At 65.6% G+C, this 13,297-nt stretch carries 12 protein-coding genes; 11 read left to right on the forward strand and 1 reads right to left on the reverse strand.

The features are described from left to right. Window positions 1-98: 98 nt before the first annotated feature. The 5 genes from JQ635_RS10145 (at window position 99) to JQ635_RS10165 (ending at window position 4,963) form a co-directional block, all read left to right on the forward strand. Window positions 99-1,052: an N-carbamoyl-D-amino-acid hydrolase gene (locus JQ635_RS10145; RefSeq protein WP_211409710.1), complete on the forward strand. Its 954-nt coding sequence runs from the start codon at window positions 99-101 to the stop codon at window positions 1,050-1,052. 1,107 nt (window positions 1,053-2,159) lie between these two features. Next, window positions 2,160-2,780 carry a TetR/AcrR family transcriptional regulator gene (locus tag JQ635_RS10150; protein ID WP_211409711.1) on the forward strand — a complete coding sequence of 207 codons (621 nt, stop codon included), beginning with the start codon at window positions 2,160-2,162 and terminating at the stop codon, window positions 2,778-2,780. 52 nt (window positions 2,781-2,832) lie between these two features. After that, window positions 2,833-4,026 (forward strand): MFS transporter, encoded by a 1,194-nt coding sequence (locus JQ635_RS10155; RefSeq protein WP_211409712.1) that lies wholly within the window; start codon window positions 2,833-2,835, stop codon window positions 4,024-4,026. Window positions 4,027-4,195: 169 nt separating this feature from the next. Then, window positions 4,196-4,615: a DUF4118 domain-containing protein gene (locus JQ635_RS10160; protein ID WP_211409713.1), complete on the forward strand. Its 420-nt coding sequence runs from the start codon at window positions 4,196-4,198 to the stop codon at window positions 4,613-4,615. Between the two features lie 138 nt (window positions 4,616-4,753). After that, complete coding sequence (locus JQ635_RS10165; RefSeq protein ID WP_211409714.1) at window positions 4,754-4,963, forward strand: hypothetical protein; 210 nt, start codon at window positions 4,754-4,756, stop codon at window positions 4,961-4,963. Between the two features lie 242 nt (window positions 4,964-5,205). On the opposite strand, the gene JQ635_RS10170 is transcribed toward JQ635_RS10165, so the two are convergent. Further along, window positions 5,206-6,183, reverse strand: a complete 978-nt coding sequence (locus JQ635_RS10170; protein ID WP_211409715.1) for a LysR family transcriptional regulator — start codon at window positions 6,181-6,183, stop codon at window positions 5,206-5,208. Between the two features lie 120 nt (window positions 6,184-6,303). Between JQ635_RS10170 and JQ635_RS10175 the strand changes: the two genes are divergently transcribed. From JQ635_RS10175 to JQ635_RS10200, 6 genes are read left to right on the forward strand one after another with little or no spacing between them, the layout of a single operon-like run. Beyond that, the gene (locus tag JQ635_RS10175) at window positions 6,304-7,341 is read left to right on the forward strand and encodes a class 1 fructose-bisphosphatase (protein WP_211409716.1); all 1,038 of its coding nucleotides are present in this window, start codon (window positions 6,304-6,306) and stop codon (window positions 7,339-7,341) included. Window positions 7,342-7,354: 13 nt separating this feature from the next. Then, window positions 7,355-8,230 carry a phosphoribulokinase gene (locus JQ635_RS10180; protein ID WP_211409717.1) on the forward strand — a complete coding sequence of 292 codons (876 nt, stop codon included), beginning with the start codon at window positions 7,355-7,357 and terminating at the stop codon, window positions 8,228-8,230. A 19-nt stretch (window positions 8,231-8,249) separates the two neighbouring features. After that, window positions 8,250-10,268, forward strand: coding sequence for a transketolase (gene tkt / locus JQ635_RS10185; protein ID WP_211409718.1), 2,019 nt, complete (start codon window positions 8,250-8,252; stop codon window positions 10,266-10,268). 12 nt (window positions 10,269-10,280) lie between these two features. Next, on the forward strand, window positions 10,281-11,366 hold the full coding sequence (gene fba / locus JQ635_RS10190; RefSeq protein WP_211409719.1) for a class II fructose-bisphosphate aldolase: 1,086 nt from the start codon (window positions 10,281-10,283) through the stop codon (window positions 11,364-11,366). A 39-nt stretch (window positions 11,367-11,405) separates the two neighbouring features. Then, window positions 11,406-12,866: a form I ribulose bisphosphate carboxylase large subunit gene (locus JQ635_RS10195; RefSeq protein WP_211409720.1), complete on the forward strand. Its 1,461-nt coding sequence runs from the start codon at window positions 11,406-11,408 to the stop codon at window positions 12,864-12,866. Window positions 12,867-12,877: 11 nt separating this feature from the next. Then, window positions 12,878-13,285, forward strand: coding sequence for a ribulose bisphosphate carboxylase small subunit (locus tag JQ635_RS10200; protein WP_211409721.1), 408 nt, complete (start codon window positions 12,878-12,880; stop codon window positions 13,283-13,285). Window positions 13,286-13,297 lie beyond the last annotated feature (12 nt).

Here is a 13,297-nt window from a genome sequence, read left to right on the forward strand (position 1 = left end):
GCTTGCTCTTGCGCAGCGCGCGTCATAGGCGCGGAATCTGCATGTGCGCGATCGCGACGGCGCGGGTAGCGCACGTCCAAAAAGCGAAGGACAGACGCGTGACGAGATTTGTGAATGTGGCGGCCGGCCAGCTTGGCCCGATTGCGCGGCGTGAGACCAGGACCGAGGTCGTGGCGCGCTTGACGGCGTTGATGCGCCAGGCGAAGGCCAACGGCTGCGACCTGATCGTCTATCCCGAGCTCGCGCTGACCACCTTCTTTCCGCGCTGGTATTTCGAGGATCAGGCCGAGATCGACAGCTTTTTCGAGCGCGAGATGCCGGGGCCGGAGACGCGAGCCCTGTTCGATCTCGCCCGCGAGCTCGGCATCGGATTTCACCTCGGCTATGCCGAGCTGACGGTCGAGGCCGGCGACGTCAGGCGCTACAATACCTCCATTCTCGTCGACAAGAGCGGTGCGATCGTTGCGAAGTACCGCAAGGTCCATCTGCCCGGCCATGCCGAGCACGAGCCGTGGCGCAAATTCCAGCATCTGGAGAAGCGCTATTTCGAGCCCGGCAGCGGCTTTGGCGTCGTCGAAGCGTTCGGCGGTATGATGGGAATGGCGATCTGCAATGACCGCCGCTGGAGCGAGACCTATCGCGTGATGGGCCTGCAGGGCGTCGAGATGGTGATGATCGGCTACAACACGCCGGTGCACAATCCGCCCGCGCCGGAGCATGACGACCTCTCGTTGTTCCACAATCACCTGGTGATGCAGGCCGGCGCCTATCAGAACGGCACCTTCGTGGTCGGCGTCGCCAAGGCCGGCGTCGAGGAGGGTGTCGACCATATCGGCGGCAGCTGCATCATCGCGCCCTCCGGCGAGATCATCGCGCGATGCACGACCAAGGGCGACGAGCTCGCGCTCGCCCGCTGCGATCTCGACCTCTGCAACTCCTACAAGCGCACGACATTCAATTTCGACGTTCACCGCCAGCCGCGGGCCTATGGGATGATCGTGGAGCGGAAGGGCGTGGCGACGATGGCGGATGGGTCGGCGGTGAAGAGGTGAGGCTCTTGTAGCCCGGGTGAGCGCAGCGACACCCGGGAATCAACTCGCAAAGATCCCGGATGCCGCTACGCTCATCCGGGCTACGGGACCGGGTGTGTCGCCGCCTGTCAACCCGCTGCTGCGAAAATATTCCGCTTTACCGAAATTCGGATTTGTCGTACGTATCGCCCGTCCCGGCTCATCCTTGAGGGGCGATCATGTGGTCGTCATTTTCGCGAGTCGGGCTTGCGGTGGACGCGGCAGCGTCGGCACGAAAGGTTAAGGGCAGGGCGGGTAGTCCCTGTGAGCTCGTAACCACGTGCAGACGAGCGGCGCTGAAAGTTCGTCTCGCCAACATTTTTCCCGCGATGTCGACAGCGCGGGAAAACCCTGTGGCGGCCGGCGGATACGCGTACGGCAAAACCGTGTGGTCCTGGCCGTCGTTGCTACGGTCAAGCCTTTCGCGAAGATGCGCGCGAGCCCAACCGGGCAGACGGCATCGTCAATTCGCGAGGTGAGGGAGGCCAGAAGGAATTCGGCTCCCGGGAGAGCACGGCATAAGCCGTCCGACCATCGCGCAGGGAAGGCCGAGTGTTAGGCTTCACCTGTATGCTGCTGTGCGGTTCTTTTGCGCTATATCTTCGCGCAGTGGACCGCGGGTGCCAGGTCAGCACCCGGCCTTCCCTGCGCCCTCTTGGATCGAGAGGGTGGAGAGATCAAGCAAAGCTCGGGCGAGATGAGCCGCGAGAAGGCGAAGGCGTGTCTGTAAGTTGAAATGCAAGCCGAAAGAGCGCGCTGTTGCTTCATACTCCGTCATTGCGAGCGCAGCGAAGCAATCCAGAGCCTTTCCGCGGAGGGATTCTGGATTGCTTCGCTGTGCTCGCAATGATGACTTGGAAAGAGCGTGCGCCACACTCCGCTCTCGTGCCCCGGACGCAGCGCAGCGTCTCTTCGACGATGCGCTGCAGAGCCGGGGCCCACATTTCCAAGGGCGCTCGCGCAGTCTGGGTCCCGGCTCGGCGCCGCAACGCTTGCGCATTGCTGCTTGTCCGGGACACGAGAGGGGCCGGACCCACAATCACAACCACGTGTCTTTATTCGGGAACGATCATTCCCTATTATCCCGCAATGCAAAAAGCCGCCCGCCGATCGCAAGCTGTCGCCCGTCCGCCCGGTCGTCCCCGGGAGTTCGACATGGACACCGCGCTTGACCGCGCCCTTCGGGTGTTTCGCGAGCGCGGCTATCACGCGACCTCGATCGGGGATCTCACTGCCGCGATGCGGCTTGCCACCGGCAGCGTCTACAAGGCGTTTGCCGACAAGCATGCCGTATTCCTCGCCGCCTTCGAGCGCTACGCCGGCTTGCGCCAGGAGCAGACCCGCAGCGCCGCGGCGCGCGGGGAGAATGGCCGCGAGCGGCTGCGCCACGTGCTCTTATCCTATGTCGAACATTCCCAGGGCATCGAGGGACGGCGCGGCTGCCTTGTGGTCGGCAGCGCCGTTGAATTGTCGGCGGTCGATCCCGTGATCCGTGCGCGTGTCGACGCGCAGCTCAAGACCAATGAAGACTTCATCGCCGGCCTCATTCGCGAGGGCCAGGCCGACGGCTCGATTCCGGGCCATGTCGATGCCGACGACACCGCGCGGCTGATGATCTGCATCACGCAGGGCATGCGCGTCGTCGGCAAGGCGCGCCTCCCGCTCGACGGGGCCCGCCTCGTCGGCGTCGCGATGAAGCTGCTCGCCTGAATTTATGTCCTATTAGGGAATGATCGTTCCCGATATATCGGAGACTGCGTAAATGACCATGAATGCCACGATCGAGACCGCACCCGAGCCGGATGCGGTGTCGCAGCGCCTGACCTTCGTGCTTGCCGCGGCCTGTGGCATGGTCGCCGCCAACCTCTATTACGCGCAGCCGCTGATCGCCCCGATCAGCGCCGCGCTCGGCCTCTCGCATGCGGCGGCGGGGCTGATCGTGACCATGACCCAGATCGGCTATGGCGTGGGGCTGCTCTTCATCGTGCCGCTCGGCGACCTCGTCGAGAACCGCGCGCTGATCTGCTCCGTCATCACGCTCGGCGCCGCCGCACTGCTCGCTGCCGCCTTCGCCACCCATGCGCTGCCGTTCCTGGTGGCCGCGCTGTTCATCGGCCTCGGCTCGGTCGCGGTGCAGATCATCATCCCCTATGCCGCACATCTGGCGCCCGAGGCGATCCGCGGCCGCGTCGTCGGCAACGTCTCGACCGGCCTGATGCTCGGCATCATGCTGGCGCGCCCGGTGTCGAGCTTCGTCACCGCGGCCTCATCGTGGCACGCGGTGTTCTTCGCCTCCGCCGCGCTGATGGTCGTGCTCGCGGCCGCGCTCTGGATGTCGCTGCCGAAGCGCAAGCCCGTCGCGCGCATGCACTACGGGACGCTGCTGCTGTCGATGCCGCATCTGGCGCTGACCACGCCGCTGCTCCGGCGCCGCGCGCTCTACCAGGCGAGCCTGTTCAGTTGCTTCACCCTGTTCTGGACGGTGGCGCCGCTCCAGCTCGCCGCCGCGTTCGGCTTCTCCCAGCGCGGCATCGCGCTGTTCGCCTTGGCTGGCGTCGCCGGCGTGTTTGCAGCCCCGATCGCGGGCCGGCTCGCCGATCGCGGCCATAGCCGTATCGCGACGCTGGTTGCCATGCTGCTCGCGGCTGCGGGCTTCCTTGCGACCTATCTCGGCGCACCCGGTTCGATGCTGAACCTCGCCTGTCTGGTCGTGGCCGCCATTGCCATCGATATCGGTGTGCAGGGCAACGTCGTGCTCGGCTTCCGCGCCATCTTTGCGCTCGGGCATGAGCATCGCAGCCGCCTCAACGGCCTCTATATGGCGACATTCTTCGCGGCCGGCGCCGCCGGCTCCGCGATCGGCGCCTGGGCCTTCGCGCAAGGCGGCTGGACGCTGGCCTCGGCCATTGGCCTCGCTCTGCTCGTCGCGGGCCTGCTCTATGCGGCCACTGAATAGTTACCGGGACTGCTCATTGTGCAATGCGCGCGTTTACCAAGCCGCGGACGAGAAGCCATCCGGTGCCTGACGAATCCTTCTGTGCCGCAATTTCCATCTCGCGGTTCGGTTGCAGTTGTAGTACTTTCGTCGCAATCGGACCTGGTTAACGGGCGGCAGGGGGAGGCTGATGAGGCGTGCGGGGCTGTTTGGCGTACCGCGGGTACGGCCATGGTCGTGGCAGGCGTTTCTGCTGGGACTCGTCATCGTCGCAGTATCGGCCCTGCTTCAGGGCATCTGCGTCGCGCTCGGCGCAAAGCTTTATTTCGCGGCGTTCGTGCCCAGCCTGTTCGTGCTCGCGCTCGTCGCCGGCGTGCCTGCGGCGACATTCGCCGCGCTGCTCACCGTTCCGCTGGTGTGGTGGGCGTTCATACCGCCGTTCTTCGAGTTCACCCCGCTGACCAGCGCAAACGCGGATTCCATCAACCTGTTCTGCCTGCTCGCTGTGCTCCTGATCGGCCTTGCCGATCTCTGCCGCGAGACGATGGCCATCATCAGCCGCGGCGGGCTCAAGCCTTCGGGCAAGAGCGCGGCAACGAATTCGCAATAAATCGGCGTTGCGCGGGCGTGCGCGTTGCGCACGCGCAACAGTCCGGCAACCATGCGCGAGCTTGCCGCGCGCCGCTAACTTTTCGAAAAAGATTTGGCCGCAATTTCTCTCCCGGGAATGACGAGGGAGTTTTCGGACATGAACGGCCAGATCAACGGACACGCCATCTTGGAGAACGTGCGCCGCTATCGCGGCATCGCATCGCTCTATCGCCAGACCGCTGCATTCCGCCCGGGCCAGAGCTGGTCGCTGCTGGAGCAGGCGAGGGAGTGGGAAGCGCGGGCGCTGTCGGAGCTCGAAGCCTATTTCGCTGGGCGCATCGACTACGCCGCTCCGCTCGCGGCCTGATTGTTGACCGCGCAGGGCGGGGCGCGATCCGCCCGGCCGGGGGCGGGCGACCCGGGGCGACTACGGAATTGTCTCGATGCCCGCTTGTGCTAGCAACATCCCGATCGAGATCTCCTTTACGGAGGCCGGGGGCGAGCGATGACCACCTTCAACCGCATCTTCACCACAGAGCGCCTGCTGCAGATCATCGTCATTCTGGCGGCGACGATCGCGATGAAGCTGATGGCGTAGGCGTCCGCGGGCTATTGCCCGCTGAGCTCGGGCACGACGGGCAGATAGTTCGCCCCCTCCGAACCAAGAAAATCGAACATCGCCTGCGCCGGCGGCAGCAGCACCTTGTCGCTGCGGCGGATCACATACCACTGGCGGACGATCGGCAGGCCGGCGACATCGAGCACGATGAGCCGGCCCTCGGTGAGCTCATGCGCGACCGTGTGGGCCGAGATGAAGGCGATGCCGAGCCCGGCGATCACCGCCTGCTTGATGGTCTCGTTGCTGCTCATCTCCATGCCGATGATCGGCTCGAGGTCCGACTTCTGGAACATGCCCTCCATCAGCGTCCGCGTGCCCGAGCCGGGCTCGCGGGTGAGGAAGGTCTCGTGCACGAGATCGGTCAGGCTGAGACCGGAATCCTTCTCCAGCCAGTGCCCCTTGCGCGCGACGATCACGTGCGGATTGCGTCCGAGCTGACGGACGTCGACGCTGACGTCGGCCGGTGGCCGACCCATCACCGCGAAATCGAGGTCGTAGCCGTGCATGGCTTCGCGGATCTCCTCGCGATTGCCGATGGTGAGCTTGATCTCGATCTTGGGATGCCGCTTCGAGAACGCCGCGATCGCATGCGGCACGAAATATTTCGCGGTCGAGACCGCGCCGAGCTGCACCGTGCCGCCGGTCCGCCCCGCCAGCAGGTCGAGCGCGCCCTGGCAATCCATGATCGCGGCTTCGACCCGCTCGGCCAGCGCCAGCACCTCCTTGCCCGCCTCCGTCAGCAGCATGCCGTCGCCGGTCCGCTGCACCAGCGGCAGGCCGGCGAGGTCCTGAAGCTGCCGGAGCTGCTGGGTCACGGCCGGCTGCGTCAGCCCGAGATGGCCGGAGGCCGCGGTCACGCTGCCCTTGGCCGAGAGCGCCGCGAGCGAGCGCAGCTGCCGGATCGTCAGATGCCGGAGCTGGGCCGCCGCATGGCCGGGGCCATTATAAGAAAATTCTTTGGCGCTCATTATGATTAGAAATTTTCCTTATTAAGCCGCCCCTGTCAATCTCCTGATGCCGGGACTGACCGCACCGACCTCCAGCGGGGAGGGCAATGGATGCGGCGCCGGCCCAGGGGATGGACGCAGATGACTGGGCAATTCAGGCTGGACGATCACCTTCAACGGTATTCAGAGACCGCACCCCACGCGCTGGCGGTGGCGGCCGCAGTCGATGCCATCGCGGCCGCGGCGATCGAGATCGCCGACCTCATCGCCAGCGGCGATCTCGCCGACGCCTCGGGCCTGACGACGGGCCGCAACAGCGACGGCGATGTCCAGCGCGATCTCGACGTGCAGGCCGATGCGATCCTGCGCCGCTGCCTCGGCAAGCTGCCGGTCGCGGCACTGGCGTCGGAGGAGATGCGCGAGCCGCAGATCGGCGACCGTGAGGGACGCATCTGCATCGCGATCGATCCGCTCGACGGCTCCTCCAACATCGACATCAACATGACCGTCGGCACGATCTTCTCGATCCTGCCCGCGCCCGACGACCTGTCGCTCGCCTTCCATCAGCGCGGCTCGGCGCAGCTCGCGGCGGGCTTCGTCACCTACGGGCCCCAGACCTCGCTGGTGCTGACGCTCGGCGACGGCGTCGACATCTTCACGCTCGACCGCAACGCCGGCTGCTTCCGCCTCGCGCGCAGCGCCGTGCAGATCTCCGAGGCCTGCGAGGAGTTCGCGATCAATGCATCGAACCGCCGGCACTGGGACCCGCCGGTGCGCGCCTTCATCGACGAATGCCTTGCCGGCGTCGAGGGGCCCGCCAACCACAATTTCAACATGCGCTGGATCGGCTCGCTGGTCGCGGAAGCCTATCGCATCCTCACCCGCGGCGGCGTGTTCCTCTATCCCTCGGACGCGCGGCCCGGCTACGGTGACGGCCGCCTGCGCCTCACCTACGAGGCGCACCCGATGGCGATGATCATCGAGCAGGCCGGCGGCTCGGCCACGACCGGGCGCGAGCGCATCCTCGACCTGTCCGCGCAAAGCCTGCACCAGCGCGTGCCGCTGATCATGGGCTCGAGCAACGAGGTGCGGCGCGTCGAGGAGCTGCATTGCGATCCGCTGCTGGTTGCCAGCGTGTCGGCGCCGCTGTTCGCGCGGCGCGGATTCTTCCGACTCTGAGCGAGGTGAACGCATGTCCAGGAAGCACCCGATCATCTCGATCACCGGCTCCTCCGGCGCCGGCACCACCTCGGTCAAGAAGACGTTCGAGCAGATATTTTTCCGCGAGAAGGTCAACGCCGCCTACATCGAAGGCGACGCCTTCCATCGCTATGACCGCGCCGAGATGCGCACGCAGATGGCGAAGGAAGCCGAGCGCGGCAACAAGCACTTCAGTCATTTCAGCCCCGAGACCAACCTGTTCGAGGAGCTGGAGCGCGCCTTCCGCGACTATGGCGAGACCGGCACGGCGGTGACGCGGCACTACGTCCATGACGCCGAGGAATCCGCGCTGCATGGTGCGGCGCCCGGCACCTTCACCGAGTGGAAGCGGCTGCCGGAGAACTCCGACCTGCTGTTCTACGAGGGCCTGCACGGCGCGGTCGTCACCGACAAGGTCAATGTCGCGCGCTATGCCGATCTCAAGATCGGCGTCGTGCCCGTCATCAATCTCGAATGGATCCAGAAGCTGCATCGCGACCGCAGCGCGCGCGGCTATTCGACCGAGGCCGTCACCGACACCATCCTGCGGCGGATGCCCGATTACATCCACTACATCTGCCCGCAATTCACCGAGACCGACATCAACTTCCAGCGCGTGCCGACGGTGGACACCTCCAATCCGTTCATCGCGCGCTGGATCCCGACGCCGGACGAATCGATGGTCGTGATCCGCTTCAAGAACCCGCGCGGCATCGACTTCCCCTATCTGCTGTCGATGCTGCCGCAGAGCTGGATGTCGCGCGCGAATTCGATCGTGTGTCCCGGTGCGAAGCTTGATCTGGCGATGCAGCTGATCCTGACACCGCTGATCATGCAGCTGATCGAGCGCAAGCGCAGCCTGAAGTGAACAGGGAGAGAAGAATCCAATGAACATCTCCGTCCACGCCGAAGCCGACCTCACGGCGGTCACGCACAACGATCTCGCCAATGCCGTCCGCTTCCTCGCGGTCGATGCCATCGAGACCTCGCAGTCCGGACACCCCGGCCTGCCCATGGGCATGGCCGATGTCGCAACCGTGCTGTTCTCGCGCTTCCTGAAATTCGACTCGGCTCATCCCAACTGGCCGGACCGCGACCGCTTCGTGCTGTCGGCGGGCCACGGCTCGATGCTGCTCTATGCGCTGCTGCACCTCACCGGCGGCGATGTCAGCCTCGACGACATCAAGGCGTTCCGGCAGTGGGGTTCGAAGACGCCGGGGCACCCCGAATATGGTCACACGCCGGGCGTCGAGACCACGACGGGACCGCTGGGGCAGGGGATTGCCACTGCGGTCGGCATGGCGCTCGCCGAGCGCATGGCCAATGCGCGGCATGGCGATGGCCTCGTCGATCACTTCACCTATGTCATCGCCGGTGACGGCTGCCTGATGGAGGGCCTCAGCCAGGAGGCGATCTCGCTTGCCGGCCATCTCGGGCTCGGCCGGCTGATCGTGCTGTTCGATGACAACGGCATCTCCATCGACGGTCCGACCTCGCTTGCAACGTCGGACGACCAGCTCGCGCGTTTCGCGGCTTCCGGCTGGTCGGTGCGCCGCGTCGACGGGCACGATCCCGAAGCCGTTGCACAGGCGATCGCGGAGGAGCGCGAGACCGCAAAGCCGTCGCTGATCGCCTGCCGCACCATCATCGGCTATGGCGCGCCTGATCGGCAGGGCACCGAGAAGGCGCATGGCGCACCGCTCGGCACCGAACAGACGGCGGCGGCGCGCCGGACGCTCGGCTGGGACTATCAGCCCTTCGTGGTGCCTGTCACGATCCAGAAGGCGTGGCGGATGATCGGGCAGCGCGGGCAGGTCGATCGTCTCGCATGGCTTGATCGCTACGAAGACGCGACACCGGAGCAGCGCGACCTGTTCGTCGAGGGTAAGGCCGTCGCTCTGCCGGCCGCCTATGCGCTGGCCGCCGCGAAATTGCGCGAGCGCTTCGCCAGTGAGCGGCCGAAGCTCGCGACGCGGCAGGCCTCGCAACAGGTGCTCGACGGCATCGCCGGGACGATTCCCGGCCTGGTCGGCGGCTCGGCGGACCTCACCCATTCGAACCTGACTCACGCCAAGGCGCAGGCGCCGGTCAAGAGCGGTGCGTTCGCCGGTGACTACATCCATTACGGCATTCGCGAGCACGGCATGGCGGCCGCGATGAACGGCCTCGCGCTGCATGGCGGCTTCATCCCGTATGGCGGCACGTTCCTCGCGTTCTCCGACTACAGCCGGCCCGCCATCCGTCTTGCGGCCTTGATGCGGCTGCGCGTCATCCATGTGATGACGCACGACTCCATCGGTCTCGGCGAGGACGGTCCGACGCACCAGCCGGTCGAGCATCTAGCGGCGCTGCGCGTCATTCCCAACCTGCTGGTGTTCCGCCCCGCCGACGCAGTGGAAACACTGGAAGCCTGGGATTGCGCGCTCGAAGCGGAGGATCGCCCCTCGGTGCTGTGCCTGTCGCGGCAGGCGCTGCCGACCTTCCGCAGCGATGCCCGCGGCAGGAACCGCGTTGCACGCGGCGCCTATCTCGTCGTCTCGCCGGATAGCGGCCGCGACGTGACGCTCATCGCAACCGGCTCGGAAGTGTCGATTGCACTGGAAGCCGCGCGCCTGCTCGCGACCGAGCACATTCGTGCGGCTGTGGTCTCCGCACCGTGCTTCGCGCTGTTCGAGGAGCAGCCGGACGATTACCGCGCCTCCGTGCTCGGCACCGCGCCGCGCGTCGGCATCGAGGCGGCCGTGCAGGGCGACTGGTCGCGCTGGATCGGCACCGACGGTGAATTCGTCGGCATGCGCGGTTTTGGCGCCTCGGCGCCGGCGCCGGTGCTGTACCGCGAATTCGGCATCACACCGCAAAGCATTGCGGAAGCGGCCCGCCGGGCGATTGCCCGCAAGAGCCAATAAGGAGGACGACCCTTGGCACGTATCACCCTTCGCCAACTGCTCGATCACGCCGCAAGCCACGGTTACGCCGTGCCGGCGTTCAACATCAACAACATGGAGCAGGGCATCGCGATCATGCAGGCGGCGGCCGAGGTCGACGCGCCTGTCATCATCCAGGCCTCGCGCGGCGCGCGCAGCTATGCCGGCGATCTCATGCTCTCGCACATGATCGACGCGCTGGAGCGAACCTATCCGGACATTCCGCTCTGCATGCATCAGGACCACGGCAATGACGAAGCGACCTGCGCCTCCGCCATCGCCCATGGTTTCACCTCGGTGATGATGGACGGCTCGCTCAAGGCCGACGCCAAGACCGCCGCCGATTATGACTACAATGTCGCGATCACGCGCCGCGTTGTCGATCTCGCCCATTGGGTCGGCGCATCCGTCGAAGGTGAGCTCGGTGTGCTCGGCTCCCTGGAGCATGGCGGTGGCGAACAGGAGGATGGTCATGGCGTCGAGGGCAAGGTCAGCCACGACCAGCTGCTGACCGATCCCGACCAGGCCGTCGATTTCGTCCGCGCCACGAAAGTCGATGCGCTGGCGATCGCGATGGGCACCTCGCATGGCGCCTACAAGTTCAGCCGCAAGCCTGACGGCGACATCCTGGCGATGCGGGTGGTCGAGGAGATCCATCGCCGGCTGCCGAATACGCATCTCGTCATGCACGGTTCCTCCTCGGTGCCGCAGCCGCTTCAGGACATGTTCAACCAGTTCGGCGGCGAGATGCCGCAGACCTGGGGTGTGCCGGTCGAAGAAATTGTCCGGGGCATCAAGAGTGGGGTGCGCAAGGTCAATATCGACACCGACTGCCGTCTCGCGATGACCGCCGTGTTCCGGAAAGTGGCGGCGCAGGCACGCTCCGAGTTCGATCCGCGCAAATTCCTCAAGCCCGCGATGGACGCGATGCGAGAGCTTTGCCGCGAGCGGTTCGAGCAGTTCGGTACCGCCGGCCATGCCAGCAAGATCAAGGTGGTCCCGATGAGCGAGATGGCGCGGCGCTATCGCGCCGGCGAGCTCGATCCGCGCATCGATGCCCGCGAGTCCGTGGCGGCCTAGTCAATCAGAAAGAGCAGAGAAAAAGAGCAGGAGAGAGACATGAACGCACATGCAAGCACGGTCCGCGGCAAAGAGCGCTATCGCTCCGGCGTGATGGAATACAAGCGCATGGGCTATTGGGAGCCCGACTACACACCAAAGGACACCGATGTCATCGCGCTGTTCCGCGTCACGCCGCAGGAGGGCGTTGACCCGATCGAGGCCTCGGCCGCAGTCGCCGGCGAATCCTCGACCGCGACCTGGACCGTGGTGTGGACCGACCGCCTGACGGCGGCCGAGAAATATCGCGCGAAATGCTATCGCGTCGATCCGGTGCCGGGCACGCCGGGCTCGTACTTCGCCTACATCGCCTATGATCTCGACCTGTTCGAGCCAGGCTCGATCGCCAACCTCTCGGCCTCGATCATCGGCAACGTGTTCGGCTTCAAGCCGCTGAAGGCGCTGCGGCTCGAGGACATGCGCTTTCCTGTCGCCTATGTGAAGACGTTCCAGGGACCGGCGACCGGCATCGTGGTCGAGCGCGAGCGGCTCGACAAGTTCGGCCGGCCGCTGCTGGGCGCAACGGTGAAGCCGAAGCTCGGTCTGTCCGGGCGCAATTACGGCCGCGTGGTCTACGAGGCGCTCAAGGGCGGACTCGACTTCACCAAGGACGACGAGAACATCAACTCGCAGCCCTTCATGCATTGGCGCGATCGCTTCCTCTATTGCATGGAGGCGGTGAACCGCGCGCAGGCGGCCTCCGGCGAGGCGAAGGGCACCTACCTGAACATCACCGCGGGGACGATGGAGGACATGTACGAGCGCGCGGAGTTCGCCAAGGAGCTCGGATCGTGCATCGTCATGATCGACCTCGTGATCGGCTACACCGCGATCCAGTCCATGGCCAAATGGGCGCGGCGCAACGACATGATCCTGCATCTGCATCGTGCCGGTCACTCGACCTATACGCGGCAGAAGAGCCATGGCGTGTCGTTCCGCGTCATTGCCAAATGGATGCGCCTTGCCGGCGTCGACCACATCCATGCCGGCACGGTGGTCGGCAAGCTCGAAGGCGATCCCAATACCACGCGCGGCTACTACGATGTCTGCCGCGAGGACTTCAACCCGACCAAGCTCGAGCATGGCATCTTCTTCGACCAGCACTGGGCAAGCCTCAACAAGATGATGCCGGTCGCCTCAGGCGGCATCCATGCGGGGCAGATGCACCAGTTGCTCGATCTGCTCGGCGAGGATGTGGTGCTGCAATTCGGCGGCGGCACCATCGGCCATCCCATGGGGATCGCGGCCGGCGCGACCGCCAACCGCGTGGCGCTGGAGGCGATGATCCTCGCCCGCAATGAGGGCCGCGACTACGTCCACGAAGGCCCGGAGATCCTGGCCAAGGCGGCCCAGACCTGCACGCCGCTGAAGGCCGCGCTCGAGGTCTGGAAGGACGTCACCTTCAACTATCAGTCCACCGACACGCCGGACTTCGTGCCGACCGCGCTCGAAACCGTCTGAGGAGAGTCAACATGAAGATAACCCAGGGCTGCTTCTCGTATCTGCCCGATCTGACGGACGACCAGATCACCAAGCAGGTGCAGTATTGCCTCGCCAATGGCTGGGCGGTGAACATCGAATTCACCGACGACCCGCATCCCCGCAACACCTATTGGGAGATGTGGGGCCTGCCGATGTTCGACCTCCAGGACGCCGCCGGCGTGATGATGGAGCTCGCCGAATGCCGCCGGGTGTACGGCGACCGCTACATCCGCATCAGCGGCTTCGATTCCAGTCATGGCTGGGAGTCGGTGCGGATCTCCTTCCTCGTCAACCGGCCGCCGCAGGAAGCGGAATTCGAGCTGGTGCGGCAGGAAGCGGCCGGACGCGCGGTCCGCTACACCACGGTGCGAAAGCCGGCCGCGCACGCCGCTCAATAGCCATTCTCCCTC

The sequence above is a fragment of the Bradyrhizobium iriomotense genome (assembly GCF_018130765.1).
In the GTDB taxonomy this organism is placed as follows: Bacteria; Pseudomonadota; Alphaproteobacteria; order Rhizobiales; family Xanthobacteraceae; genus Bradyrhizobium; species Bradyrhizobium iriomotense_A.